Origin of the sequence: Kribbella sp. NPDC023972, assembly GCF_040639075.1 — a bacterium.
Taxonomy (GTDB): Bacteria; Actinomycetota; Actinomycetes; order Propionibacteriales; family Kribbellaceae; genus Kribbella.
The window spans coordinates 155,882-182,685 of the sequence record NZ_JBEZZH010000012.1 but is presented as its reverse complement, the minus strand read 5'-3'; the positions used below and the strand labels follow the sequence as shown (position 1 = coordinate 182,685).

Genomic DNA, 26,804 nt, shown 5'->3' with positions numbered 1-26,804 from the left:
ATCAGCCGGCGATGGGGATCTGCAGGGTCTGGCCGGGGACGACGTCGGCGGCGGAGCCGAGCTTGTTCAGGTCGGCGATCTTCTCGACGACGAGGGCCGGATCCTGGGTCGGGTTCGTCTCCTGGGCGATCGACCACAGCGACTGGCCGGGAGCCACCTGGACCGGGACCGTGTGGGTGAAGTGGGGGCCAGGCTCCAGGACGCCGGTGACTCGCAGGCCCAGCACCACGACGGCGGAGCCGAACACGATCACCGATACCGCAGTCAAGAGCATCCGCCCGCGCCGGGTGAGCCGCAGCGCCGGCGCCTCGGCGACCGCTGGGCGCCGCACCCGTTGACCGGCTCGCGCCGCCTGGCGACCGAGGTCGTCGCCGGAGCAGGCCCGGACCGGCAGCCGCTCGGTCGTCGTCCCGGCGATCCTGGGCCGGCGGCGCGGGCGGGCGTCGGGCGCCGCCTCGGGAGCCTGGCGTGCCGCCAGTGCGTCTGCCGCGAGAGCCGCTGTGCTCATCGGATCCTCCAGACCTCGTTCAGACCTCGTCCTGCGGTGTCGATCCCTGTCTACCGGCCGCCACCGACAGTTTCTGGAAGCGGCCCCGGCGACCCGACCCGAACACCTGTTCGATCGAACGCCTGTACGAATGATTAACCCACCGGCGCCCGTCGCGCAACCACCTCCAACCAGGACACGCCCAGGAAATTCCCCGCCGGCCGCCGGGCTCGCGCGCGTCTTATAACCGGACACACGAACAGGCGTGCGAACCGACACGCCTTCGAACAGATGTTTGAAGAATCTCAGGATTCGGTCTACGGTCATCTCAGTCGAGCAAGCTCGGCCGGCGGCACCGTCGGCCCGACCCGAGGAGCAACCACCGATGGCCAGGACGCCGCGCGGTTCCAGCAAGGACGACCCGTCCCCGGACCAGACCGCCACGGAGCAGACCGTGACCGAGCTGCCCGACGGCCCAGCCGACGCGACCGGGCTGACCCCCCGCCAGCGCCGCGTGCTGGACGTGATCCGCGATTCGGTCGATCGCCGCGGCTACCCGCCCTCGATGCGCGAGATCGGTGAGCGGGTCGGCCTGACCAGCTCATCCTCGGTGTCGCACCAGCTCCGCGTGCTGGAGCAGAAGGGCCTGCTCCGCCGCGACCCGAACCGGCCGCGCGCGATCGAGGTCCGCTACCCCGGCGAGGTCGACGCCGCCGCGCGCCGGACCGCGCTCGGCTCGGTGCGGCAGACGACGTACGACGAGACCGGTGCGGGTGACGTGCACGCGGACGCGGCGTACGTCCCGGTGGTCGGCCGGATCGCCGCCGGTGGGCCGATCCTGGCCGAGCAGGAGATCGAAGAGGTCTTCCCGTTGCCCAAGGCAATGGTCGGCGAGGGCACCCTGTTCATGCTCCGGGTCAAGGGTGAGTCGATGATCGACGCGGCGATCTGCGACGGCGACTGGGTGGTGGTCCGCCAGCAGCCGACCGCGGAGAACGGTGACATCGTCGCTGCCATGATCGACGGCGAGGCGACGGTGAAGACGTTCAAGAAGACCAAGACCGAGATCCTGCTGCTACCACACAACCCCGCCTTCGAGCCGATCGACGGCAAGGACGCGACCATTCTCGGAAAGGTCGTAACAGTTCTGCGCCGAGTCTGACATCTCAGACGGCGAGCGAAGTCGGGCGTGTCATGTCAGCATTGAGTCATGACGACTGTCTATGACTTCAGCGCCCGGCGGATCGAAGGCAATGAACAGTCTCTTGCCGATTTCCGCGACCAGGTGCTCTTGGTGGTCAACACGGCGTCGCAGTGCAGCCAAACTCCGCAGTACACCGGACTACAGAAGCTCTACAAGGCTTATCGCCGGCAGGGCTTCTCGGTGCTTGGCTTCCCCTGCGACCAGTTCGGCCACCAGGAGCCTGGTGACGAGAACGAGATCGCGAACTTCTGCTCGACGATCTATCACGTCACGTTCCCGATGTTCGCCAAGATCGATGTCAACGGGTCGAAGGCGCTTCCGCTGTACAACTGGCTGAAGCGTGAGCAGGGCGGCCTGCTGGGCGGACGGATCAAGTGGAACTTCACCAAGTTCCTGATCGGGCGGGATGGCGGGGTGATCGCACGGTACGCGCCGACCCATACCCCCGAGAAATTGGCCGACAAGATCGAGGCGGCGCTCGCGATTCCCGCGCCATCCCGGGAAGCGAACGACTGACTCAACCAGTGCGGAATCGATGGCGGCGATTCCGCGCCAGGCAGTAGCCGACGTGACGAGCACCACAGATCATCCTGGCATTGGCTGAAATCGCGCCCAGAATGAGACACCTGAACATCATCCGTCGCAGCGCCACACCATTCTGGACCGCATTCTGAACATTCTCTTTCCGGTCTGCCGCGGCTTTCCGCGTCCGCACGAGAACATTCCCGTGCATTAGCACGGTTGTTGTCTCATCAACCGAGATGCCGGTCGACGAGGATGGATTCCGGGTCGATGTCGAGGCGCAGACCCCGCCAGACGGGATGGCGGAGGCGGGCGTCGGCGGCCCAGCCGGAGTAGGTGACTTCGGCGACCAGGACCGGGTCCAGCCAGTGCGCGATCCGGCGATCGGAGGTCGGGATGGTCGAAGCGTCGAACGGTGGCCGATCGACCTCGAGGCCGGCCAGTTCTTTGCTGAGCATGTCGAGGGTGGCGAAGTCGAGGCCGGAGCCGACCTTGTCGATCAGGACGAGCTCGCCGCCCGGCTCGTCGTACGCGCCGCAGTAGAAGGACCCGATCTTGCCGGCCCGGTTGCCCTCGCCCGGATGCCAGCCGCACAGGATCACGTCGCGGTGCTTCACCGGCTTGACCTTGATCCAGTCCGCGCTGCGGCGCCCGGGCAGATACCGCGACTTCCGGCGTTTCGCCACCACTCCTTCGAGGCCGGTCGACGCGGACAACTCCAGCGCCGCGTCACCGTCGTCGTACGCGGGTGGCGTCTCCCAGAACGGGTCGCCGATCTCCAGCGAGTCGAGCAGCCCGCGCCGGTCGTCGTACGTTGCCTCTAGCAACCACTTGCCGTCGAACCTGAGCAGGTCGAAGAGCCGCACGGAGACCGGCACGTCGGTGATCAGGTGCCGCAGCTGCCGCGGATCCCGCACATGCATCCGCCGCTGCAGCAGGCCGAACGACGGCGCGCCGTCCTCGTCCAGGGTGACGATCTCGCCGTCCAGTACGGCGGGCAGCCGCAGACCCGGCGCCGAGGCCACGCCGATCAGCTCGGGGTAGCCGCCGGACACGTCGCGACTGTTCCGCGACCACAGCCGGCAGACGCCGGCGTCCACCTCGGCGATGACCCGGATGCCGTCCCACTTCATCTCGTACGACCAGCCGGCCCCGGACGGCAGCTCCCCCACCGCCGCCATCATCGGCAGCACCGGCGGACTGGTCACCGGACTCATGAGGCCTGCAACCTCTTCAGGGCGCCGAGCACCTTCTCACGATCGGCGGTCGGCCACATCGGGGGCAACGAGGCGCGCAGGAAGGCGCCGTACCGCTGGGTGACGATGCGGGGGTCGAGGATGGCCACCACCCCGCGGTCGGAGCTGCGGCGGATCAGCCGGCCGGTCCCCTGCGCCAGCAACAGCGCGGCATGGGTGGCGGCGACCGCCATGAACCCGTTCCCACCCGCCTCGTCGACGGCCCGCTGCCGAGCGGCCATCAACGGCTCGTCCGGACGCGGGAACGGGACCCGGTCGATGATCACCAGGTTGCAGGTCGAGCCCGGTACGTCGATGCCCTGCCACAGCGAGAGCGTGCCGAACAGCGAGGTCTCCGGGTCATCGACGAACTCGCGGGCCAACTCCCCCAGCTGTGCGTCGCCCTGGCACAGCACCTTGAGGTCGGTCGCCTCCCGCACCGCGGCCGTCGCCGCCTCGGCCGCCCGGCGGGACGAGAACAGGCCCAGCGTCCGGCCACCGGCCGCGGTGACCAGGTCGATGATCTCGTCGAACTGCTTCTGCCCCAGACCGTCGCGATGCGGCGGCGGCAGGTGCCTGGCGACGTACAGGATGGCCTGCTTCTCGTACTCGAACGGCGAGCCGACGTCGAGCCCGCGCCACGGCAGCGGCCCGGTCTCGGACTTCTCGTCCAGCTCCGGCATCTCGTCGTCGGCGGCGAGCTTGTCCGACGGCCGCAGCCCGACCTGCCGGGCGATCGCGTCGAAGTCGCCGCCGAGGGTCAGCGTCGCCGACGTAAGTACGGCGGTCCGGTCCTTCAGCATGAGCTCGCGCAGCAGGCCCGCGACGGTCAGCGGCGCGATCCGGAGCTCGCGACCGAAGCGTTCGCGGTCGACCATCCAGACGACGTCGGCGTCGCTCAGCGCGGCGACCCGCTCGGCGACGTCGAAGATCTCCTTGACCGCGCCTTTCGACTGCCGCTTGGCGCCGTCCGGGTCGTCGTCCTTGTCGTCGGTCTTCTTGTTCAGGTCGGAGTACAGCGCGCGGGCGGCATCGCGAACCAGCGCGGCCGCCTCGAGCACCGGACCGTTCGAGGCCTCGATCCGGCCCTCGCGGGTCCCCTCGAGAGCGGCCCGCAGCGCGTCCGAGGCGTCGATCAGGTCGTCGGCCTTGTCGTCGTCGACGAACCGGCGGGATCGCTTCGCGGCCCGCTCGACCATCTGCGGCGACAGCTCGTCACCGGCGGCACCGGTCACCCTGGCCGGCAGCTCGTGTGCCTCGTCGACGATGACGACGTCGTGCTCGGGCAGGACGGTGCGGTTCTCGAAGGCGTCGATCGACAGCAGCGCGTGGTTCGTGATGACGATGTCGGCCTTCCGGGCCTCCTCCTTGGCCTTCTCGGCGAAGCATTCCTCGCCGTACGGGCACTTCTGCGCGCCGAGGCACTCGCGGGCCGCGATCGCGACCTGCTGCCAGGCCTGGTACTGATGCGAAGGGGCATGGTCGCGGTCGCCGGCCTCGCCGTCGAGCAGCTGCTGCTCGGCCCAGTCGCGCAGCTCCAGCACCTGCTGGCCGATCGGCCCGGGCGGCGGCACGTCGATGAGCATGCCGTCGTCGTCCGGCGCGCCCTCCCGGATCCGGTGCAGGCAGGCGTAGTTGTTGCGGCCCTTCTGGATCGCGTACTTCGGCCGGCGCGGCAGCAGCTTCTCCGTCGCGTCCAGCAGCGCGGGGACGTCGCGGTCGACCAGCTGGGACTGGAGCGCGAGAGTCGCGGTGGACACGACGACGCGCCGGTCCTCGATCGCGTGCAGGAGCGCCGGGACGAGGTAGCCGAGGGACTTGCCGGTGCCGGTGCCCGCTTGGACCAGGAGGTGGGAGCCGTCATGCATCGAGGTGTTGACGGCCTCGGCCATCTCCACCTGACCAGGCCGGGTCTGACCGTTGATTCCGGAGACAGCGGCTTCGAGCAGTTCGCGTACGTCAACTCCCACCGCCACACCCTAGCCCGCGGGACGGACAGATTCCCGGTCCGGCAGGCGAGGGTGTGGACAACCCGCTCAGACCACCGCGCCGCGATCCGGCTGCGCGTCCCGGTCAACCTGCGGACGCTTCGGCCGGGGCGGCGGCGCCGGGTAGCGGCGCTCCAGTTCCAGCAGCAGCGGGGCCGCGGTCAGGTTGGACGAGTACGTGCCGACCAGGATGCCCAGCAACAGCGCGAGGGCGAAGTCGGCCAGCGAGTCGCCGCCGAGGAACAGCAGCGCGCTCAGGATGAACAGCGTCGAGATACCGGTGTTGATGGTTCGCGGCAGCACGTTCACGATCGCGGTGTCGATGACCGGCCCGAGGTTCTCGGTGGCGCGGGCGCTGCGTGTCTCCCGGATCCGGTCGAAGACCACGACCGAGTCGTTCACGGTGTAACCGATGATGGTGAGGATCGCGGCCAGGAAGATGCCGTCGATGGGTTTGCCGGTCCAGGCGAACACCCCGATCACGACCGCGACGTTCTGCAGCAGGGCCAGTACGGCGCCCGCGCCGTACGTCCATCGGAATCGGGCGGCCAGGTAGAGCAACTGCGCCAGCAACGCGATGCCGAGCGCGATCAGGCCCTTGTTGCGCAGTTCGGTGCCCAGCGAGGGGCCGATGCTCTCGTTGCGGACCAGCTCGGTCCCGCCGCCGATCCGGGAGATCGACTCGCGGATCTTCTCGGTCTCGTCGTCGCTGATCGTCTGCGTCCGCACAGTGATGTCGTCGGCGCCGGACGCCTGGACCACCGCGTTCGGGTACCCGGCCTCGGCGACCGCGGCGCGGGCCTGGTCGGGGGTGATCCGCTGCGCGGTGCTCACCTCGAGCAACCGCCCGCCGGTGAACTCGATGCCGAGGTTCAGTCCGCGGACGAAGACCCCCGCGGCGGCGACGATGATCGCGATCGCGGTGATCAGCAGCCAGCGGCGGCTGTGCCGCATCAGCGACGGGCGTCGCGCCTCCAGCCAGGTCCGGACCCGGCCGTGGCCGGCGATACCGCTCAGCCCCGGACGCTTCAGGACGAAATTGCGGGAGACGAAGAACTCCGCGAGTACACGGGTGACCACCAGCGCCGACAGCATCGACGCGATGACGCCGATGCTCAGCGTGACGCCGAAGCCGCGGACCGGGCCTGCGGCCAGGAAGAACAGCAGGCCGGCCGCGAGCAAGGTGGTGATGTTGGAGTCCGCGATCGCGGACAGCGCGTTCTGGAAGCCGCTGCGCAGCGACCGGCGCAATCCGTCGGTGCGGCCTTCGATGAAGTCCTCGCGGGCTCGTTCGAAGACGAGCACGTTGGCGTCGACCGCCATCCCGATGGCGAGGACGAAACCGGCCAGGCCGGGCAGGGTGAGGGTGGCCCCGAGCGCGGTCAGGGCGGCGTACGACATGCCGGAGTAGGCGATCAGGCCGAAGACCGCCATCAGGCCGACCAGGCGGTAGACCAGGATGATGAACAGCGCGGTCAGCGCCAGGCCGATGATCGCGGCCGTCGCGCTGGCCTGGATGGCGTCCTTGCCCAGCGACGGGCCGACGGTGCGCTGGTCGATCACCTCGACCGGGACCGGGAGCGAGCCGCCCTCGATCAGCGCGGCCAGGTCCTTGGCCTCGGCCTCGGTGAAGGTGCCGCTGATCGTGCTGGTGCCGCCGGTCAGGCCGATGCTGCAGAGCTGGTTGCCGCCGTTCGGGTCGACCTGCGGGGCGCTGATCACCTCGTTGTCGAGCACGATCGCGATCATCCGCGGCGGCGTGTTGACCGGCTGGCAGGCGGCCTTGCCGGTGATCTTGGCCCAGATATCGCCGCCGTCACCCTTGAAGTTCAGCTCGACGAACCAGCCTTGGGCGACCTGCTGCGGGTCCAGCCTGCCCTCGGCGCTACCGACCTTCTCCCCGGTCATGGCGGGCTTGGCCAGTCGCAGGAAGCCCTGGCCGTCCTCGGGTGGCAGGTACAGCTCGCCGGCGGCCGGCTTGGCCGGTTTGGCCGCGACCTGGTCGAGCACCTCGTGGAAGGTCAGCTGCGCGGTCCTGCCGATCACCTTCGCGGCCTCGCGCGGGTCCTGCACGCCGGGCAGCTCGACGATGATCCGGTTTTCGCCCTGGCGGGTCACGCTCGGCTCGCTGACCCCGAGGGCGTCGATACGGCGGTGCAGCACCGTGGTCGCCTGGTCAGTGGTCTCCTTGGTGGCCTTCACCGTCGGCGAGTCCTTCGCCTGCAGCACGATCTGTGTTCCACCGCGCAGGTCGAGCCCGAGCTTGGGCTGGGCCGTGAGGACGACGTACGTCGACAAGGCCAGGACGACGAGCGCGAGTAGACCGCGGACGATGGACGACCGGTTCACAAACAGCCTCCGGAGCTGGGCACCCGTCGTGCGGGTGTCGTGACAGAGCACCACGTCCGACGTGGAGCGCACAGTGTATGGAGCCATTCAAGCGCATCAACGCGGCAGCGGAGTGCCATGGCATCAGCGGGCTACCGAACTGATTGACGCGTCAGGCGAGCACGCCCTAACTTCTCAGCACCTCGTTCCGTAGCCGACTGCGGACCGACGGTGATCACCCCTCCGCCCGGTGGGTGATGAGTTCCCTGAGGAGGAACCGTGCCCGGAATCAGTCGTCGCATCAGTCTGACCCTCGCCGCCGCCATCGTGCCGGCCCTCGTTCTGACCACCGCCGGCAGTGCCGGCGCCGCTCCCACCCCGGAGCCACAACGGATCGTCCCCGTCCAGCTGGCCAAGGCCGAGACCGGCGTGACCGCGGTCAAGGACACCTACATCGTCGAACTGAAGAAGGGTGTCCGGCTGAAGAGCGGGCTCGGCATCGCGCCGCAGCGCCAGTTCAGCACAGCGGTGAACGGGTTCAGCGCCAGGCTCACCCCCGCCCAACTCGCCGGCCTGCAGAAGAACCCGGATGTGGTCGCGATCTCGCAGGACGTGTACGTGCAGAACGTCCTGGACGCGACCCAGACCAACCCGCCGTCATGGGGGATCGACCGGATCGACCAGCGCAACCTGCCGCTGTCGAACTCGTTCACCTACACCCGCACCGGCTCCGGCGTGCACGCCTACATCATCGACTCCGGTGTCGACCCGTCCCACCCGAACTTCGGTGGCCGGGCCACGTTCGACTTCAACGGCATCGACTCCAACAACACCGACTGCAACGGCCATGGCACCCATGTGGCCGGCACCATCGGCTCCACGTCGTACGGCGTGGCCAAGAGCGTCCGGCTGCACGGTGTGAAGTGGCTGAACTGCAGCGGCGGCGGTACGGCGTCCTCCGCGATCGCAGCGGTCGACTGGGTGACTCGCAACGCGGTGAAGCCCGCGGTGGCCAACGCGTCGTGGAACTTCAGCCCGAACACCACGCTGGAGAACTCGCTGCGCGCCATGATCAACTCCGGTGTCTTCCTGGCCGCGTCGGCGGGCAACACCGGCGCCAACTCGTGTGACCGGTTGCCGCGCAGGATCTCGACCGCCCTGGTCGTCGCTGCGTCCACGCGCACCGATGCGCGGGCGTCGTACTCCAGCACTGGTGCTTGCGTGGACATCTACGCTCCAGGCTCGGCGATCGTGTCCACTCTGCCCGGTAACACCACCGGGTCCTACAACGGCACCTCGATGGCCACGCCGCACGTCGCGGGTGTCGCGGCCCTCTACCTGCAGACCAGCCCGTCGGCGAGCCCTGCCACGGTGAAGTCATACATCGAGTCGAACGCCACGCCCAACGTGGTCAGTGGCGGCTCCACCGGCGGCACCGTGAACCGCCTGCTCTACAGCAACGGCCTGTAGCGCGCTGGGACGCCCCCGGGGTCACTCGGGGGCGTCCAGCCCGTGCTCGATCGCGTAGCGGACGAGCTCAGCCCGGTTGTGCAACTGCAGCTTCCGCAGGGTGTTCTGCACGTGGTTCTCGACCGTCCGGTGCGACAGCACCAGCCGGGTAGCGATCTGCCGGGCGGTCAGCCCCCGTGCGACCAGCCGAAGCACCTCTGTCTCCCGCTCGGTCAGCTTCGGCACCTCGGGCCCGGAAGAGTCCGACCTGAGCCGCCGGTACTCCCCCAGCAGCAGTCCGGCCAGTCCCGCGCTGAACACGGCGTCGCCGTCCGCAGTACGCCGTACCGCATCGTCGAACTCATCCAGCGACGCCGACTTCACCAGATACCCGGAGGCTCCGTTCTTCACCGCGGCCAGTACGTCGCCCTGCTCGGCGCTGGCGGACAGCACCAGCACCCGCGTGTCAGGGAGGGCGGTCGTGATCTCCCGGGTCGCGTCGACACCGGAGCCGTCGCCCAACTGGAGGTCCATCACCACGACGTCCGGCCGGGTCGCCATCGCGATCTTCACCGCACCCGTCACGTCGGACGCCGTCGCGCAGACGTCGTACCCACGGCTACCCAGGTCCCGGGCGACGCCTTCGCGCCACATCGGATGATCGTCGACGATCATGACGCGCGTCATGCAGTGCTCACTCCTGGCTCACCTTCAGCTCCCACTCGGTTCCCTCGCCCGGAGCGGTCCGGACCGTGACCGAGCCGCCCAGGTCGGTGATCCGGCCGCGGATCGACTGACTGACGCCTAGGTGGCCGTCGACCCGGGCCTGCTCCAGCCGGGCGGGCGTCGTACCGGCTCCATCGTCGCGGATCGACACCAGCACCTCGTCGCCGAGGTCCTCGACCACCACCCACGACCGTGCGTCCGGACCGGCGTGCTTCGCCACGTTGCTCAACGCCTCCTTGACCGCGGCAACCAGTTCCCCGGCCACGGTTGCGGGTAGGAGGACCGGCCCAGCCGGTACGACGACGTCCACCCGCGTGGTGGCCAACGGCAACAACAGACCGCACAGGTCGATCCGGTCGCCTTCGGCAACGGTCGGGCGGGATGTCATCAAGGTGCGCAGGGCGACCTCCTGCTCGGCGGCCAGCTTGGCCAGCTCGACCGCCTCGCCTCCGATCGCGTTGCCACGGCGCTGTACCTGGGCCAGCACCTGCAGTACGCCGTCATGGATCGACCGGCTGAGCCTGAGCCGCTCGGCGGTCGCGCTCTCGGCGGCGATCGCCTCGCGCAGCCGGGCGCCCGCATGCCGCATCGTGGAGGCGGCGTACCCGACGACCAGGCCGGCGACGAGCAGGAGCTGGACGTTGCTGAGGATCTTCGACGCGTTGTCGACACCGCGCAGCGACAGCAGGGCCAGGCTCACCGTCGCGGCGCCGAGCAGGCCGCCGTCCCGGCCGCGCGAGATCGCCAGCGCGATCACCGGCCCGGCCGCCCAGACCGAGGTCAGCACCGAGGCACCGGCCCGGATGTCCAGGAGCGGCTGCGCCAGCAGCGTCGCGTACATGCAGCCCACGGTGACGACCAGGTCGGCGAACGCGAGCCGGGTGTTCCGCCGCCCCCACCGCCGGCTGTAGCCGATCGACGAGATCACCGTCCAGACGCCCATGATCGCCAGCTGAAGCACCGCTCCGGACGGCCGGACGATGCCGTCCCAGCGGGTCCACACGCCGAAGCACGCGAACGCCCAGGTGATCGACCGGAACACGACCAGCGCGCGCCACAGCGGCTGCAGCAGGTCGACCGAGTCACGCTCCACGCGGACAGTCTGCCAACCGGACCGGCTCGACCGCCTGAGTAGTTCCCCCCGGACCATGCAGGATTCCCCGCACCTTTCCCGGTTTTTCCCGGATCCACTTCAGGAATCGCGACTTTGGACGTACTGTCGCGCTGAACACGCTCGGGGGAGCTGTGAACACGCCGCGTCACCATACGCGGTGGGTGTCGACATAGGTACGGAGGGGAATAGTGCGCAAGCTACCCGCCGGGCTGTTCAGCCTGGCACTCGCGGCGACGGCAGGGGTGGGTCTCGCCTCGGCCGGCAACGCCGCATCGCCCGAGGTGGACGTCGCGCAAGTCGCGGGCGAGCCGTCCGCCGCGCCAGACGAACTGCCCAGTCCGCTCGAGGACAAGCGTCGCGAGCTGCGCCAGGAGGCCCTGACCAAGGTGCTGAACGGCCGGGCCAAGCCGGAGAAGCGCGGTGCCAGCACCGTCGTCAACCTCGGCCCGAAGGCGAAGGGCGCGACCGGCGTCCGGAACGCCGCGGGACGGGTCGACCAGTACGTCGAGCTGGGCCGGGAGAAGACCGACCGGATCTTCGTCGTGCTGGCCGAGTTCGGCAACCAGCGGCACCCGAGCTATCCCGACCAGGACACCTCGGCGGCGTTCCCGGGCCCGGCGACGTTCGAGGGACCGCTGCACAACGCGATCCCGGAGCCGGACCGCTCGGTCGACAACTCGACCGTCTGGCACCCTGACTACAACCGTCAGTGGTTCCAGGACATGTACTTCGGCACCGGCAACTCGGTGAAGAAGTACTACGAGAAGCAGTCCTCCGGCCGCTACAGCGTCTCCGGAACGGTCACCGACTGGGTCAAGGTCCAGTACAACGAGGCCCGCTACGGCCGGTCCAACGGTTTCCCGTGCGGCGGCAACGTCTGCAACAACACCTGGGCCCTGGTCCGGGACGCGGTGAACCAGTGGGTCGCCGACCAGAAGGCCGCCGGCCGGACCACCGCGGAGATCACCGCCGAACTGAAGACGTTCGACCAGTGGGACCGCTACGACTTCGACGGTGACGGCAACTTCAACGAGGCCGACGGCTACATCGACCACTTCCAGATCGTCCACTCCGGCGGCGACCAGGCCGACGGCGACCCGTGGCAGGGTGAGGACGCGATCTGGTCGCACCGCTGGTACGTCGGTCTGGCCGGCGGCCCGGCCAACAACCCGGCCGGCGGCACCCAGCTCGGCGACACCGGGCTGTGGGTCGGCGACTACACGATCCAGCCGGAGAACGGCGGCATCAGCGTCTTCGCGCACGAGTTCGGCCACGACCTCGGTCTGCCGGACCACTACGACACCTCCGGCCCGCCGGTCGAGAACGGCGTGAACTGGTGGTCGATCATGGCGCAGAGCCGGGTCGGCAAGCCCAGTGACGGCGGTATCGGCGAGCAGGCGGCGGACTTCGGCGCCTGGGACAAGCTGCAGCTCGGCTGGCTGGACTACGAGATCGTGGCGGCCGGCCAGACCCGGACCCTCGAGCTCGGCCCGCACGAGTACAACTCGAAGAAGGCCCAGGGCCTGGTGGTCACGCTGCCGAAGAAGGAACGGGTCAACGCACTCGTCCCGCCCGCGGCAGGCAGCAAGTCCTGGTGGAGCGGCCGCGGCCACATGCTCAACAACACGATGAACCGGCAGGTCGCGATCCCGGCGGGCACCACGACGCTGAGCTTCAAGGCCAACTGGGACATCGAGGACTGCGGTACGACGGCCTGCGACTACGCCTACGTGGAGGTGAACGACGGCACCGGCTACAAGCCGATCGCCGGCAACATCACCAAGCCGACCGAGGGCAACGGTATCGACGGCACCAGCAACGGCTGGGTCGACGCGACCTTCGACCTGTCGCCGTACCAGAACAAGACGATCGGCCTGCAGTTGCGCTACAGCACCGACCCGGCGGCGGGTGGCAAGGGCTTCTTCGCCGACGAGATCAAGGTGACCAACGGCGCGACCACGCTGGTCGCGTCCGGTGCGGAAGCGTCGCCGGAGGGCTGGACCCTGAACGGCTTCAGCTCGATGGGCGCCAGCTTCACCAGCCTGCACGACAACTACTACCTGGCGTCGCACATCAACTACGTGTCCTACGACCAGCACCTGAAGACCGGCCCGTACAACTTCGGCTTCGCCAACAGCAAGCCGGACTGGGTCGAGCACTTCCCGTACCAGGACGGCCTGCTGCTCTGGTACTGGGACACTTCGCACGACGACAACAACACCAGCGAGCACCCAGGTGAGGGTCTGGTCCTGCCGATCGACTCGCACCCGGTTCCGATCAACCGGCTCGACGGCCAGCTCTGGCGTCCGCGGGTCGGCGGGTACGACGCTCCGTTCGGCCTGGAGAAGGCGGACTCGTTCACGCTGCACCTCAACGGCCAGCCGAGCTACATCCGTGGCCAGAACGGCGTGCCCACCTTCAACGACAGCAAGACCTACTGGTACGCCGAGCAGCCGAGCGCCGGCGTGAAGGTGCCGAACAACGGCGTCAACATCAAGGTCCTCGAACGCGAGGGCACCACCATCAAGGTGCGCGTCTCCAAGCGCAGCTGACATCTCGAGCAACAGCAGACGGCCCCGGGAGCGTTCCCGGGGCCGTTACTGCTTACTGGGCTGCCGCCACCTACTGGGCTGCCGCCACCTACTGGGCTGCCGCCACCTGGTACGGCGTCAGGTCGCCGGCCAGGTCTGGGTGGACCCGGGCGGTGACGCGGGTGCCTTCGGCCGTGTGTTCGAGCTGGTCGACGGAACCTTCGGAGTGGATCCGGGAGACCAGGTCGCCACGGTCGTACGGCAGCAGCAGGTCGAGCGCCACGTCCGGCTGCGGGAGGGAGGCCTCGACGAGGGCGCGCAGCTTGTCGATGCCTTCACCCGTGTGCGCGGACACCACCAGAGCACGCGACTCGCGGTGCAGGATCGGCGCCAGCGCCATCGGGTCGGCGATGTCGGCCTTGTTGATCACGATGATCTCCGGCACGTCCGACGCGCCGATCTCGGCCAGCACCTCGCGGACGGCTTGGATCTGCGCCAGCGGGTCGGGGTGCGAACCGTCGACCACGTGCAGCAGCAGATCCGCGTCCGCGACCTCCTCCAGCGTCGACCGGAACGCCTCGACGATGTCGTGCGGCAGGTGCCGGACGAACCCGACGGTGTCGGTGAACGTGTACACGCGGCCGTCGGCGGTCGTCGTACGGCGAGTGGTCGGGTCCAGGGTCGCGAACAGGGCGTTCTCGACCAGGACACCGGCGCCGGTGACCCGGTTCAGCAGCGAGGACTTGCCCGCGTTGGTGTAGCCAGCGATCGCGACCGACGGGATGGAGTGCCGGCGGCGCTCCTGGCGCATCGTCGAGCGGGTGCCCTTCATCGCGTTCAGCTCGCGGCGCAGCTTCGAGATCTTGGTGTTGATCCGGCGCCGGTCGGTCTCGATCTTGGTCTCACCGGGACCACGGCCGCCGATACCGCCGCCGGCCGCGCCGACGCGGCCACCGGCCTGGCGGGACAGGTTGCCACCCCAGCCGCGCAGCCGCTGCTTCATGTACTGCAGCTGGGCCAGCTCGACCTGGGCCTTGCCTTCCTTGCTCTTCGCGTGCTGGGCGAAGATGTCCAGGATCAGCGCGGTGCGGTCGACCACCTTGACCTTGAGCTTGTCCTCCAGGTTGCGCAGCTGCGCGGGCGCCAGCTCGCCGTCGGCGATCACCGTGTCCGCGCCGAGCGTCGCGACCAGGTCGCGCAGGTCGGCCACCTTGCCGGAGCCGATGAAGGTCGCCGGGTCCGGCTTCTTCCGCCGCTGGATCACGCCGTCCAGCACCTCGGAACCGGCGGTCTCGGCGAGCAGCTTCAGCTCGGTCAGCGAGTTCTCCGCGTCCTCGGCGCTGCCCTCGGTCCAGACGCCGACCAGCAGCACCCGCTCCAGCAGCAGCTTGCGGTACTCGACCTCGCTGATGTCGGTCAGCTCGGTCGACATGCCGACTACGCGGCGCAGCGCCTGGCGCTCCTCGAGGTCCAGGCCCTCGGTGCTCAACTCCGAGTCGTGACCCGTCAACGAATCGCCGGAGTCATCGCCCTCAATGAGGTCGAGTTCGACGTCGGTGGTCTCGTCGTAAAAATTCGAATGGGTCGTCATATACCTTCCATCGTGGCACGGGCCACCAGTACAAGCGACCCGATTTCACCCGTCAACGCCCCACGCCCCACCTGAATTCCCGTTCAGGCAGGCAGCCACGCCCGGTCGAAGTCGCCGCGCGCGTGAATCACGGCCGGGCCGGTCATCTCCAGGTGGTTGTCTTCGCGCCACGTCACGGTGACAGAACCACCGGGTACGCCGATACGGTAAGTGACCGGGAGTGGCTGCCGAGCCTGGCGAGCCGATGCCACCGCCACGGCGCACGTCCCCGTCCCGCACGACCGCGTCTCCCCCGCTCCACGCTCGTGTACCCGCATCTCGACCTCATGCGGCCCACGCCGTACGACGAACTCGACGTTCACACCGGATGGGAAGGCCTCGGCGGGCGACCAGGTGGGCTGGTCGACCAGGTGGCCGGGCTCCCTCAGATTGTCGACGAAGGCCACCGCATGCGGGTTGCCCATGTCGACGTGCAGAGCCGGCCACTGGTGCCCATTCGCCTCCACCACGATGCCGGCCGGACCGGGCAGCACCGGCTCGCCCATGTCCACGGTGAAGGTGCCGTCGTCGTTCAGCACGACCTCTTTGATACCGGCGCGCGTCCCGACCCGGACCGGCTTGTCCCCGGCCAGGCCCGCGTCCACCAGGTACTGGACGAACACCCGGATCCCGTTGCCGCACATCTCCGCGACCGAGCCGTCGGAGTTCCGGTAGTCCATGAACCAGTCGCCGCCGTCCTCGACGTACGACTGCTTGTCGCCCTCGATCACCCGCAGTACGCCGTCCGCCCCGATCCCGGCGTACCGGTCGCAGAGGAACCGCACCAGGCTCGCGTCCAGCTCGCCGTGGATCGATCCATCAGGGTCGGGCAGCAGCACGAAGTCGTTCTCCGTGCCATGCCCCTTAAGCCAGGGGAAGGTGCTCATCCACGTCCTCGCTTCGCTCCGGGCGCGGATGAGACACGACATGCGCTGTGATTGATGATGGCCTCGCTTCGCTCGCCCATAGGACAGATCGTACGGTGTTGCCATGGAGCAGATCGCCTACTTCTGGGAGCTGGACGACGCAGAGGCCGTGGCGGAACGGCTCCACGGTGAGGTACGGCGGGGGCGGTTCCACGGCGAGGACGACGACGAGGACCACCCGTGGGTCGTCGTACTCCAGGACGTGGATCGTCGCGTGCTGGACGAAGTGCTGACCGAGTACGACGGATGGGTGGAGACGACCCCGGACGAGCAGGCGGTGGCGCCGGCGCCATTGCCGACCGCGCCCAAGCGGTTCAAGAAGTCCTGAGCACACGCCCGGGCCGACGACCGGTCGGTACGCCGTCCGCCAGCACCGGCTCGCCCGCGACGAAAACATGCTCGATCCCGGCCGACAGCTGCCACGGATCGTCGTACGTCGACCGATCGGCAACCTGCCCGGGGTCGAGTACGACCAGGTCGGCGAGCGCACCGGGCTTGACCACACCCCGATCGTCGAAGCCCAGCCGGGACGCGGGCAACGAGGTCATCCGGCGGATCGCCTCGGGCACCGTGAGGACGGCTTGGTCCCGGGCGTACCGGCCGAGGACCCGCGGGAAGGTGCCGAAGTTGCGTGGATGCGGGTGGCCGGATCCACGACCACTGAGGATCCAGCCGTCGCTGGCGACGCTCGTGCAGGGATGCCGCAGGACGGTCACGACATCGTCCTCGCTCATCGCGTGGTTGACCACGCTGACCGCGGCGTCGTGGTGCTCGAGGACGCGAAGCACGGCCTCGGCCGCATCCACGTCGTCGCGGCGGGCGATTTCAGCGAGGCTCAGGCCGCGGCAGTCCTCGTACCGCCCAAGAGGAAGCGACGCGATCACGACGGCGTGCGGGTCGAACAGCTCGGCGGTCCGTAGCTCGGCCGCGATCCGCTCCCGCTCGGCCGGATCCGCGAGCCTTTGGAGCAAGGCTGCTGTGCCCCCGCCGAGAGCCCAGGTCGGAAGTCGGGCCGTGAGGGTCGTGCTGGACGCGGTGTACGGGTAGACATCCCAACCGACGTCCAGGCCGTCGGCCCGGGCCTGGTCGAGACGTTCGAGAGCGGCGGTGACGAGGCCGTGGTTGGGTTCACCGACGGCCTTCAGGTGGGAGACCTCCAGCTTCGCGCCGCCTGCGCGAGCGGCAGCGATGGCTTCGTCCAGTGCTTCGAGGAGCTTGGCACCTTCGTCACGGATGTGAGTCGAGTAGAGCAGCCCGCACTCCCCCGCGGTCGCCACCAAGGCCGCGACCTCGGAAGGCTCGGCGTAGGCACCTGGGGCATAGATCAGCCCGGTGGAGAACCCGACCGCGCCCTGCTCGGCCGCTTCTCGCAGCAGGTCTTGCATCTGCCGCAGCTCGGCCGGCGAGGGCGCTCGTTCAGCCCCGCCCATGACCGCGAGCCGGAGCGACGAGTGGCCCACCTGCAGCGCGACATTCACCGCCGGCTCCACCAAAGCGGCGAACCCAGCAGTGTTGTGCCAGGACCAGTCGTGGTCCGGGTCGAGGAACGCCGTACCGGCCTTCAGGGACTCCAGCTCGGTGATCGGGAACGGCGACCAGCCGCAGTTCCCGGTGACGAGCGTCGTGACGCCCTGATACAGCTGAGTGGTCGCATCCGGCGCCGCGAGCACGGTGAAGTCCGCGTGCGAATGCAGATCGATGAACCCCGGCGCCACTATGTTGCCTGCGGCATCGATCACCTCGACGTCGACCACCGGGGCATCCGGAGGTACGACGTCGACGATCCGCTCGCCGTCGACCAGCACAGTCGCAGGCACGGCGTCCGCTCCGGTGCCGTCCAGGACCAACCCGCCCGTGATGGCGATCACGCCGTGACCTCGACCGTGGCCACGGTGTGCGCGGCGATGAGGTCGGTATCGACGTCGTGACCGAGACCAGTTGCCGTCGGCACCTGTACGACGCCTTGCCGGGCGATGACGGGCGGGGAGATCACGTCCTGGGCGTAGTACTTCTCCGAGGCGGACACGTCCGACGGGAGGCTGAAGCCGGGCAGGCTGGACAGCGCGACGTTGGCGGCGCGCCCGATGCCGAACTCGTGCATACCGCCGCACCAGACCGGGATCCCGGCCTGCTGGGCGCGGTCGTGCGCGGCGCGGGCAGCGGTCAGACCGCCCATCCGTGACACCTTGATGTTCAGCACCCGCAGGGAATCCAACGCCACGGCTGTCTCCAGATCGGCGAGCGTCTCCACGCTCTCGTCCAGGCAGATGGGCGTCACCAGATGCCGTTGCAGGCGAGCGTGGGCGAGGAGGTCCCGGGGCGCGAACGGCTGCTCGATCATGGTCAGCTCGAACTCGTCGAGGGCACGCAGGGCGGTCACGTGCTCGACCGACTCGGTATAGATGCCATTGGCATCGACATGCAGATCCAGGTCGGGGTAGTCGGCCCGGACGGCCCGGACCGGCTCGACGTCCCACCCCGGTGCGATCTTCAGCTTCACCCGTGGATAGCCCGCCGTGACCTGGCGACGTACCTCGGTGAGCAGGTCGTCGATCGTCGGCTCGATCCCCAGTGACACACCGGCGATGACCTCGGACCGCGTCCCGCCGAGTGCTTGCGCGAGCGGGACTCCCCGCGCTGAGGACCACAGCACCCAGGCGGCGACATCCACGCCCGCCTTGGCGAACTGGTTGCCGCGGACCTTGGCCCACAGCTGCGCAACCTGTTCGGGCCGGTCCCAGGACTGACCGGTCACGGCAGGCAGGAGGTAGCGCTCGGCCGTATGCCAGCAGGTCTCGACGGTCTCCGGTGCGTAGTACGGGTGGGACGGCGACGCGATCTCGCCCCAACCGACCGCACCCGACGCGTCCACGAGCTCGACCAGGATGTGGTCCAGCATCGTCTTGCGGTGCGAGCTGGTGCGGAACGCATGCACCAGCGGCAACCGCACTCGGTGCAGCCGGGCCGCGATGACTTTCAGCTCAGTTGACATACAGTCCCAACTCCGTGTTCAACCGGTCGCGTTCACCGAGTCGCCGGCGGGCACCCTTCGCGCTGGCGGTGGTCAGGGTCGCCAGCACGTGCAGCACGGACGCCACCACCGTCGGCGAGTCGACGTACGACGCGCTGCCGGTCGCGACGTAGATGCACTGGTCCGCGATCTTCGCCAGCGGCGCGTCCTCGAAGTCGGTCACCGCCACCAGTTCACCACCGGCCTCGGCGAATCGGCGGGCGAGCTCGACCGTGTCGCGGCGGTAGCGGCGCAGCGAGAAGGCGACCATCAGGTCGCTCGACCGGACGTCGGACAGTACGTCGATGCCGCGCACCACCGTCCCGTCGATCAGCGTGACCTGGGACAGGCCGGCGCTGAGGTCGAAGGCGAGCAACGACGCGTACGAGAACGATTTCGCCGAGCCGACGATGAAGCGCCGGCGGGCCGCGACGATCCGGGCCGCGGCCCGGGCGATCGAGTCGTCGGCCAGGATCTGGTCGAGGGCCGCCTCGATCGAGGCCCGCTCCTGCTCGACCACGCGGCGCTGCAAGAGCGTCGACGACCGGCGCTGCAGGCGGGCGTCGTACCGCTCGTGCGGGCTGGCCAGCTCGCGGTTGCGCACCTCTTCAGCCTCAGACATCGTCGACCGCCCCGAAGAGGTAGACCGCCGTCCCGTTCGGCAGCAGGCGGCACGACTCGGCCGCCAGCCCTTTGTCGAGCAGGTCCATGAAGCCCTGGCGGACCCGCTCGGCGACGTCGGCCGTGACCGCGGCGGGATCGGACGGAAGGGCGAGCCACGGCCGGTCCCCTGCCCCGCCCGGCACTCCCCAGTCCGCCTCGCTCAGCACCAGGTCGACGTCTTCGTGCTCAGACGGATCCTGGCGCAGGTCCCACTCGACGATCACGCGGTCGCCGCCCGGACCGTACATGTCCGGGGCGTACCACCGGCCGCGCGCGCCGAGCACGTCGAGGTTGAAGTGCCCGTTGCGGATCTGGAACGGATCGTAGGTCCAGCGCATCCGGGTCAAGCCGTGGCTGAGGGCCACCTCACGCTGAGTGTGTTTGAGCAGCCGTCCCAGGCCCTGACCTTGGTGATCGGCGGCGACCACGGCAGACTGCGAGTAATGGTAGAAACCGCGCCGATCGGTACCGCAGAAACCGTACGCGAAGGCGACGAGCCGGTCGTCCTCGTCCAGCACGCCGACGACCGAGCCCCCGTTGCTCACCAGTGCGCCGAGCAGCCGCGGGTTCAGCGCGTACTCCGGGTCCTGGTAGCCGAAGACCGCGCGGTACAGCACGGCCGCCTCCGCGAACCGCTCCGGAGTGGTGAGCGTGACGGGCCGGAACCCCACAGCGATCTCCTCAAAGATACGTAACAGATCCTGATGTTGCGTTGAGTAAATCCCTTGTGGATAGAGCCAGTCAATCGATGACCGAATGATGATACGTTGACTATCCATGAGGATGATCGATCGGCTGCGTGAGTACGTCGAGCACGAGACACCCACCGGGGCGACGGACGCGCTCAATTCCTTCGCCGACCGCCTCCTGCTGCGGTACGACGAACTCGGCGGCAGCGCCCGGCGGGTAGCGGCGCCGACCGGCGACCACGTCGTCGCGGACTTCCCCGGCCGAGGTCCGCGCGCCGATGACGCGCCACTGCTCTTCCTCGGGCACCACGACACGGTCTGGCCGATCGGCCAGCTGGAGCAGATGCCGTGGCGCGAGCAGGACGGCGTGATCCACGGCCCCGGCGTCTTCGACATGAAGGGCGGTCTCGTCGTCCTGGAGAACGCTCTCGAGCAGGTGGCCGATCGCGACCATCGACCCGTGCGGGTGATCGTGACGGCCGACGAGGAAGTCGGTTCGCCGTCCGCCCGCGACCTCGTCACCGCCGAGTCGGCCGGTGTGGTCGCCGCGCTCGGCCTCGAACCGCCACATCCGAACGGCGACCTGAAGACCTCCCGCCGCGGCAGCAGCCGGGTCCGGATCGAGGTCACCGGCCGGGAGGCGCACGCGGCGCTCGACCCGGGCCGGGGTGTCTCCGCGATCGACGAGCTCGTCGACCAGCTGATCGCGGTCCGTGCACTCGTCTCGGAGTACGGCGAGGTGCTGTGCAACGTCGGCACGATCACGGGTGGCGGCCGGACGAACGTCGTACCAGGGCAGGCGTCGGCCGAGCTCGGGTTCCGGTTCGTCGATCCGGAGACGGAGCGGGCCGTGCTCGACGCGGTGACCGGACTTCAGCCGGTACGACGAGACGCCGTACTCGAGGTGTCCGTGCTGTCGAACCGGCCGGCCTGGCAGCCGTCTGAGTCCGTCGACGAGTTGCTGGCCAAGGTCGCGGACGCCGGGCGGTCTGTGGGGCAGGACGTCGGGGGTGCGGCGGCGTCAGGCGCCGCGGACACCAATCTGACCGGCTGGCTCGGTGTGCCGACGCTTGATGGGTTGGGTCCGCGTGGAAAGGGTGCGCACGCCGTTCACGAGCAGGTGATCGCGGCGACCCTGGCTGAGCGGGCAGCCCTGGTCGCCGCGATCATCACCACCATCTAGCGCGGGTAGATCTGTTTGACCGTGCCGGCCGATCCGCCACCACGACGGGTCGGCTCGGCGGCCGCCAGGATCGCGCCACCGGGCAGGAACTCCAGCGCCGCGACCGCGCCGATCTCGGCGGCCGAGGTGAAGGCGTCCCCGGACGGCACGAGCACGTGACCGTAGGGCTTGAGGGCGTTCTCGTAGGCGGTGATGAACGGCGGCTCAGCCGTGACGCTGGCGGTGTTGCGCTGGGAAGCGCGCGGTGCGGCGACCGCCTCCGGCAGCGTCATACCGCGGTCGAGCCGGTTCGTCAGCGTCTGCAGGACCGTGGTGATGATGGTCGACCCACCCGGCGAACCGAGCGCCAGGAACGGTTTGCCGCCGCGCAGCACGATCGTCGGCGACATCGACGACCGCGGCCGCTTACCCGCCTCGATCCGGTTCGGGTCGTTCGGGTTGGGTACGGCGGAGAAGTCGGTCAGCTCGTTGTTCAGCAGGAACCCACGACCGGGGACGGTGATACCGCTACCGCCGGTCTGCTCGATCGTCAACGTGTACGAGACGACGTTGCCCCACTTGTCCGCGGCGACCAGGTGCGTCGTCGACATCCCCTCGGTGTCCGGCCGGTCCGCGGTCGTGACTCCGGCTGCGCAGCGTTCGTAGTCGCCATCAGGCGATCCAGCCGCGACCGGCTTCATGGCTGCCTTGTCCGGGTCGATCAGGCAGGACCGCTCGGCGCCGAAGCCGCGCGACAACAGCTCCTTGGTCGGCACGTCGACGTACGCCGGATCACCGACGTACGCGCCGCGATCCGCGAAGGCCAGGGCCGACGCCTCGAGGTAGGTGTGCAGGGCCTGCGGAGTCGACATCTGGCGGAGGTGCTGTGGGGTGAGGATGTTCAGCGCCTCACCGACCGTGGTCCCACCGGATGACGACGGCGCCATCCCGTAGACGTCCAGACCGTCGTACCGGACCTTGGTCGGCGCCTGGTCGAGCACCTTGTACGCCGCCAGATCCTTGGTGGTCAGGTGACCGGGGAAGACCGGCAGCACCGCGTTCGCCGTCTTCGGCGGGTTCTTCACCGTCGCCGCCATCTCGGCCGCGAGCGGGCCGCGGTAGAAGGCGGACGGGCCCTCCTTCGCGATCAGGTCGTAGGTGTCGGCGAGGTCCGGGTTCTTGAACACCGAACCCACCTGCGGCGCGTCACCGTTGGGCAGGAACAGCTCGGCGGTCGGCACGATCTGCGCGAACCGGGCCTTGTTGTCGAGCGTTTGGCCGCGGAACGTCTGGTCCACCACGAATCCGCGATCAGCCAGGTCGGCGGCCGGCTTCAACGCCTTGCCCAAAGACAGCGAACCCCACTGCCGCAGTGCCGAGTCCCACGTCGCCAGCGTCCCCGGTACGCCGACCGACAGGCCGGACGTCACCAGTTGCGCGAACGGGTACGGCTGGCCGGTCTGCGGGTTTACGAACGAGTCGATCTTCATCCCGGCGGGCGCGGTCTCGCGACCGTCGATCGTGAACACCTTGCGCTTCTGCGCGCTGTAGTAGACGAAGTACCCGCCACCGCCGATACCGGCGGAGTACGGCTCGGTCACGCCCAGCGCGGCGGCGGTGGCCACCGCGGCGTCGACCGCGTTGCCGCCACGCCGCAGCACCCCCAACCCGACCTTCGTCGCCTCCGGGTCGACCGAGGAGACGGCTCCGCCGAACCCGATCGACGTCGGCGTCTTGACCGGCGGCTGAGGCGTGTGGGCTTCCGCACCGCTCGCGGTGAGGACGGACAGGACAAGCGCACCAGCAGACAGGGATGCGACCAGCTTCTTCGGTGTCACCGGATACTCCCGCATGCGTCGACGGACAAAGGACAAGGTCGGATCGCACAGGAAGCTGAGCGATACGGCCTAGGCCTTGCCTATCCTGAAGTCGGCGGTAATGCCAGTTCTGGCGCGGCTAGGTCGTGTCTGGTAATTCAGCGCCGTGCCGAGTGCCGCGCAGTAGGCGGGGAATTGCCACACGGCCTACTTGACCGTGCAGGAGGCCATGAAGCGCTGCAGGGTCTGGTCGTTCCAGTCCGCGTTGCCCGCCGGCAGCTCGACCAGCAGCCACCGGTCGGTCAGCTTCACCTGACCGGTGAGGCGACCGTTCAGCGTGCCGATGTGGAAGGTCTTGCCGCCCGATCCGGTGACCCGGACCGCCGTCAGGCTGCGCGCCTGCGGCGCCGCCTGCAGCACCACCTTGGTGGCGACGTCCGCGGTCCGCACCGTCGGCCCGGACAACACCACGCGGTCTGCGGCGATCGGGGTCTCCGGGGTCCAGCCCTTCGGGGCGAGTGAGCAGCCGATCGTGTTCCACGGCTGCCGGTTCGCGACCAGCTCGACCATCGAATCGGCGTACGTCGAGATCGCCTCGCTGCCCTCGGCGAGCATCGGCGTCGGTTTCGCCGTCTCCGAAGCGGTCGCCGCCACGGTCGTATCACTGTCTCCGGTGGCGACCTGGGAGCTGCCGTTGTTCCACCACTTCACCTGGTCGCCGATCGCGAGTACGGCGGCCGACACCGCCGCGGCGCACAGGACGCCGGTCACGCGGCGGCGTCGCTTGATCCGGCGCAGCGCGCGCCGGCCGCGGGCGACATCCGCCTCGATGTCGGCCGATGGGAGTCCGTCGGCCGCACGATCGGCGAACCCCTCCAGCAACTTCTTTACCTCGTCCACTCAGGTACTCCCCGTCGCAGGATCTGCTTCTTCCTCGCTCATCAGATCCTTCAGTCGTTTCAACGCCTTGGCCGTCTGGCTCTTCACCGTGCCCTCGGTGCAGTCCAGGATCCGCGCGCAACTGGCCACGTCGAGATCCTGGAAGTACCGCAGTACCAGGACGGCGCGCTGCCGCGGCGCGAGCTCCAGCAGCGCCCGGCGGACCGCGAGGGTGTCCACCGGGTCCACCTCGTCGGTGAGCCTCGGCTCGAACGTCTCCGCGGTCACCACCTCCGGGTGGCGGCCGGCCCGGCGGCGCTCGTCCAGGAACGCGTTGACCAGGATGCGGTGCGCATACGGCCCCGCGCCCTCGTGCCGGATCCGGTGCCAGTGCACATACACGCGAGTACAGGCGGTCTGGACCAGGTCCTCCGCGGTGTGCACGTCGCCCGCGGTGAGCAGCAGTGCCGTCCTCATCAGTCGGCTCCGGTCCGCGAGCAGGTACTCGCGGAACTCCGCCTCACGGTCACCCCCTCGCATCAACGGCCCCCAGGCCTTCGCCTTCTTCCACCTCGACTACGCCGTCGGTCCCCGGTCGGTTGCCTGTGGCTATCACTTCGAGTGCCTTCTCCAGCAGATCGGGGTCGTCGTACGGCAGCCACGTGATGCGTTGGTCCTTACGGAACCACGAGTCCTGCCGCCGCGCGAACCGGCGGGTGGCCTGCGCGGTTCGCTCCCGCGCCTCCTGCTCACTGATCTCACCGTCGAGCAACGCGATCACCTGCGAGTAGCCGAGCGCGCGATTGGCCGTCTTCCCGTCAAGCAAACCCTTGGTCAGCAGATCTCGCACCTCGGCCACGAACCCCGCGTCGAACATCCGGTCCACCCGGACGCCGATCCGCTCGTCCAGCTCCGGCCGCGGTACGTCGAGACCGATCTGCACCGCACCCGGATAGACGTAGTGGTGCTCGGGCAGCGTCGCGACGTACGGCCCGCCGGTGATCTCGATGACTTCCAGCGCCCGCACGATCCGCCGCCCGTTGCTCGGCAGGATCTGCGCCGCCGCGGCCGGATCCTGCTGAGCGAGCTTGTGGTGCATCGCACCGGAGCCGACCGCCTCGAGCTCGGACTCCAGCCGGCGGCGTACCTCTGCGTCGGTGCCCGGGAAGACGAAGTCGTCGAGGATCGCCCGGACATAGAGAGCCGAACCGCCGGCCAGGACCGGCACCACCTGGCGACTGATGCAGTCGTCGATTGCCTTTCTCGCCAGCTGCTGGAACTCGGCCACGGTGGCGGTCTCGGTCACATCGAGGATGTCCAGCAGATGATGCGGTACGCCGTCGCGCTCCGCCGTACTGATCTTCGCCGTACCGATGTCCATACCGCGGTAAACCTGCATCGCGTCGGCGTTGACCACCTCACCGCGCAGGCGTTTGCACAGGGCAACGGACAGGTCGGACTTGCCGGCCGCGGTGGGACCGACGACCGCGACGACGAGTGGTTCGGCCATCACTCCAGTGTGTCAGTCACTCCTTCTTCCCCGCCCCACCGCCCCGGTCAGAGGCCGCCCCCTTGTGGATGACCCGGGATCTTGGATAGGAACGCTGCAGATCGCAACACTTCATACGGGAGGAAGAACACGTGACGAATCCGATCGAGGAAGGCTCCGAGAAGGCCAAGGAAGCCGTGGACCTTGGGAATGACGAGGATCTCGCGAAGCTCAGTGGGGGCGACGTGGAGTCCGGTGGGGATGTCGAGTCCGGCGGCGACGTGGAGTCCGGCGGCGATGTCGAATCCGGCGGCGACGTCGAGTCCGGCGGCGTTTGATTCAAGACAGCGGAGATCCCACAGTTCCGGCGTACAGGGTGCGAAGATCACCGTTAGCTGTCTGTAAGCATTCAACTACGCAGGAATGGGAGCCCCGGAGATGGGCATCTTCGACAAGTTCAAGGGCAAGGCCGAGGACCTGAAGGGCAAGGCCGGCGACCTGGTCGACCAGCACGGCGACAAGGTGGGCCAAGGTCTGGACAAGGCCGGCGACTTCGTCGATGACAAGACGGGCGGCAAGTACGGGGACAAGATCGACCAGGGCGTCGACAAGGCCAAAGAAGGCCTCGACAACCTCGACGGCCAGAACGACGACATCCCCGACACGAACCGCCCCGCCTGAGCACCACACCCGGAGGGCCGCAAGGACAACCCCTTGCGGCCCTCCGTCGTTCTCCCGCGAAAGCGGCGACCCGCGTTCGCCAGCCCGCGGACACAGCACACCCGCCCACCACGTCAGCCCGCCGCACCAGCACCCGCCGCGCCAAAGGCGCCGATAGAACCGCCGCCGCGAAGCGATGTCCGCTCCCGCCGAAGGCGAAGGCCTCCGCCCGCTGGCACAGCGCAACCGCCGCCCGCTACACCAGCACACGGCACGCCGAAGGCGCTGATAGATC

General features: G+C 68.9%; 24 protein-coding genes. 8 read left to right on the top strand and 16 right to left on the bottom strand.

All coding sequences use genetic code 11. The features are described 5' to 3' along the window. Window position 1: 1 nt before the first annotated feature. On the bottom strand, window positions 2–508 hold the full coding sequence (locus AB0F43_RS34235) for a LysM domain-containing protein (protein WP_360486592.1): 507 nt from the start codon (window positions 506–508) through the stop codon (window positions 2–4). A 364-nt stretch (window positions 509–872) separates the two neighbouring features. On the opposite strand from AB0F43_RS34235, the gene lexA reads away from it, so the two are divergent. Then, window positions 873–1,649: a transcriptional repressor LexA gene (gene lexA / locus AB0F43_RS34230; RefSeq protein ID WP_360486589.1), complete on the top strand. Its 777-nt coding sequence runs from the start codon at window positions 873–875 to the stop codon at window positions 1,647–1,649. A 48-nt stretch (window positions 1,650–1,697) separates the two neighbouring features. Next, the gene (locus AB0F43_RS34225; RefSeq protein WP_360486586.1) at window positions 1,698–2,207 is read left to right on the top strand and encodes a glutathione peroxidase; all 510 of its coding nucleotides are present in this window, start codon (window positions 1,698–1,700) and stop codon (window positions 2,205–2,207) included. Window positions 2,208–2,443: 236 nt separating this feature from the next. On the opposite strand, the gene ligD is transcribed toward AB0F43_RS34225, so the two are convergent. Genes ligD through secD form a run of 3 tightly spaced genes read right to left on the bottom strand, consistent with a single transcriptional unit; the run spans window position 2,444 to window position 7,785 of the window. Beyond that, complete coding sequence (gene ligD / locus AB0F43_RS34220; RefSeq protein ID WP_360486583.1) at window positions 2,444–3,430, bottom strand: non-homologous end-joining DNA ligase; 987 nt, start codon at window positions 3,428–3,430, stop codon at window positions 2,444–2,446. Continuing rightward, window positions 3,427–5,424 (bottom strand): ATP-dependent DNA helicase, encoded by a 1,998-nt coding sequence (locus AB0F43_RS34215; protein ID WP_360486580.1) that lies wholly within the window; start codon window positions 5,422–5,424, stop codon window positions 3,427–3,429. Before AB0F43_RS34215 ends, ligD begins: the two co-directional genes overlap by 4 nt. Before the next feature lie 60 nt (window positions 5,425–5,484). Next, window positions 5,485–7,785, bottom strand: a complete 2,301-nt coding sequence (gene secD, locus AB0F43_RS34210; RefSeq protein ID WP_360486577.1) for a protein translocase subunit SecD — start codon at window positions 7,783–7,785, stop codon at window positions 5,485–5,487. A gap of 258 nt (window positions 7,786–8,043) precedes the next feature. On the opposite strand from secD, the gene AB0F43_RS34205 reads away from it, so the two are divergent. Continuing rightward, entirely contained in the window at window positions 8,044–9,234 is a 1,191-nt protein-coding gene (locus tag AB0F43_RS34205) for a S8 family peptidase (protein WP_360486574.1), read from the top strand. A 21-nt stretch (window positions 9,235–9,255) separates the two neighbouring features. Here AB0F43_RS34205 and AB0F43_RS34200 read toward each other — a convergent pair whose 3' ends face one another. Both AB0F43_RS34200 and AB0F43_RS34195 read right to left on the bottom strand, forming a co-directional pair. Further along, complete coding sequence (locus tag AB0F43_RS34200) at window positions 9,256–9,900, bottom strand: response regulator transcription factor (protein ID WP_360486572.1); 645 nt, start codon at window positions 9,898–9,900, stop codon at window positions 9,256–9,258. 7 nt (window positions 9,901–9,907) lie between these two features. Then, window positions 9,908–11,032 (bottom strand): DUF5931 domain-containing protein, encoded by a 1,125-nt coding sequence (locus AB0F43_RS34195; RefSeq protein ID WP_360486569.1) that lies wholly within the window; start codon window positions 11,030–11,032, stop codon window positions 9,908–9,910. Window positions 11,033–11,241: 209 nt separating this feature from the next. Here AB0F43_RS34195 and AB0F43_RS34190 point away from each other — a divergent pair, with 209 nt between their 5' ends. After that, a complete protein-coding gene (locus AB0F43_RS34190; RefSeq protein WP_360486566.1) occupies window positions 11,242–13,605 on the top strand; it encodes an immune inhibitor A domain-containing protein in 2,364 nt (787 codons plus the stop codon). Between the two features lie 88 nt (window positions 13,606–13,693). Here the strand turns inward: AB0F43_RS34190 and hflX are convergent, their stop codons facing one another. Both hflX and dapF read right to left on the bottom strand, forming a co-directional pair. After that, window positions 13,694–15,175, bottom strand: coding sequence for a GTPase HflX (hflX, locus tag AB0F43_RS34185; RefSeq protein ID WP_360486564.1), 1,482 nt, complete (start codon window positions 15,173–15,175; stop codon window positions 13,694–13,696). A gap of 83 nt (window positions 15,176–15,258) precedes the next feature. Further along, the gene (gene dapF, locus AB0F43_RS34180) at window positions 15,259–16,101 is read right to left on the bottom strand and encodes a diaminopimelate epimerase (RefSeq protein ID WP_360486562.1); all 843 of its coding nucleotides are present in this window, start codon (window positions 16,099–16,101) and stop codon (window positions 15,259–15,261) included. A 103-nt stretch (window positions 16,102–16,204) separates the two neighbouring features. On the opposite strand from dapF, the gene AB0F43_RS34175 reads away from it, so the two are divergent. Then, window positions 16,205–16,468, top strand: a complete 264-nt coding sequence (locus AB0F43_RS34175) for a hypothetical protein (RefSeq protein ID WP_360486559.1) — start codon at window positions 16,205–16,207, stop codon at window positions 16,466–16,468. Here the strand turns inward: AB0F43_RS34175 and AB0F43_RS34170 are convergent. From AB0F43_RS34170 to AB0F43_RS34155, 4 genes are read right to left on the bottom strand one after another with little or no spacing between them, the layout of a single operon-like run. After that, a complete protein-coding gene (locus AB0F43_RS34170; protein ID WP_360486556.1) occupies window positions 16,455–18,008 on the bottom strand; it encodes a D-aminoacylase in 1,554 nt (517 codons plus the stop codon). The two genes, AB0F43_RS34175 and AB0F43_RS34170, sit on opposite strands and share 14 nt — an antisense overlap. After that, window positions 18,005–19,132, bottom strand: coding sequence for an o-succinylbenzoate synthase (menC, locus tag AB0F43_RS34165; protein ID WP_360486553.1), 1,128 nt, complete (start codon window positions 19,130–19,132; stop codon window positions 18,005–18,007). The genes AB0F43_RS34170 and menC overlap by 4 nt, the downstream gene beginning before the upstream one ends. Then, complete coding sequence (locus tag AB0F43_RS34160; RefSeq protein ID WP_360486550.1) at window positions 19,122–19,772, bottom strand: SIS domain-containing protein; 651 nt, start codon at window positions 19,770–19,772, stop codon at window positions 19,122–19,124. Before AB0F43_RS34160 ends, menC begins: the two co-directional genes overlap by 11 nt. Further along, entirely contained in the window at window positions 19,765–20,484 is a 720-nt protein-coding gene (locus AB0F43_RS34155) for a GNAT family N-acetyltransferase (protein WP_360486547.1), read from the bottom strand. The genes AB0F43_RS34160 and AB0F43_RS34155 overlap by 8 nt, the downstream gene beginning before the upstream one ends. Before the next feature lie 106 nt (window positions 20,485–20,590). Between AB0F43_RS34155 and AB0F43_RS34150 the strand changes: the two genes are divergently transcribed. After that, window positions 20,591–21,685: a M20/M25/M40 family metallo-hydrolase gene (locus AB0F43_RS34150; RefSeq protein WP_360486544.1), complete on the top strand. Its 1,095-nt coding sequence runs from the start codon at window positions 20,591–20,593 to the stop codon at window positions 21,683–21,685. Here AB0F43_RS34150 and ggt read toward each other — a convergent pair. The 4 genes from ggt to miaA form a co-directional block, all read right to left on the bottom strand. Next, window positions 21,682–23,502 (bottom strand): gamma-glutamyltransferase, encoded by a 1,821-nt coding sequence (gene ggt / locus AB0F43_RS34145; protein ID WP_360486540.1) that lies wholly within the window; start codon window positions 23,500–23,502, stop codon window positions 21,682–21,684. The genes AB0F43_RS34150 and ggt overlap by 4 nt on opposite strands. A 186-nt stretch (window positions 23,503–23,688) precedes the next feature. Then, window positions 23,689–24,381: a hypothetical protein gene (locus AB0F43_RS34140; protein ID WP_360486537.1), complete on the bottom strand. Its 693-nt coding sequence runs from the start codon at window positions 24,379–24,381 to the stop codon at window positions 23,689–23,691. Then, window positions 24,382–24,837, bottom strand: coding sequence for a sigma-70 family RNA polymerase sigma factor (locus tag AB0F43_RS34135; RefSeq protein WP_360486534.1), 456 nt, complete (start codon window positions 24,835–24,837; stop codon window positions 24,382–24,384). Between the two features lie 49 nt (window positions 24,838–24,886). Continuing rightward, complete coding sequence (gene miaA / locus AB0F43_RS34130) at window positions 24,887–25,870, bottom strand: tRNA (adenosine(37)-N6)-dimethylallyltransferase MiaA (RefSeq protein ID WP_360486531.1); 984 nt, start codon at window positions 25,868–25,870, stop codon at window positions 24,887–24,889. A gap of 131 nt (window positions 25,871–26,001) precedes the next feature. Here miaA and AB0F43_RS34125 point away from each other — a divergent pair, with 131 nt between their 5' ends. Together AB0F43_RS34125 and AB0F43_RS34120 are read left to right on the top strand one after the other, a co-directional pair. Continuing rightward, window positions 26,002–26,187, top strand: a complete 186-nt coding sequence (locus tag AB0F43_RS34125) for a hypothetical protein (protein WP_360486528.1) — start codon at window positions 26,002–26,004, stop codon at window positions 26,185–26,187. Window positions 26,188–26,287: 100 nt separating this feature from the next. Further along, on the top strand, window positions 26,288–26,530 hold the full coding sequence (locus AB0F43_RS34120) for an antitoxin (RefSeq protein WP_360486525.1): 243 nt from the start codon (window positions 26,288–26,290) through the stop codon (window positions 26,528–26,530). The last annotated feature ends 274 nt before the right edge of the window (window positions 26,531–26,804 follow it).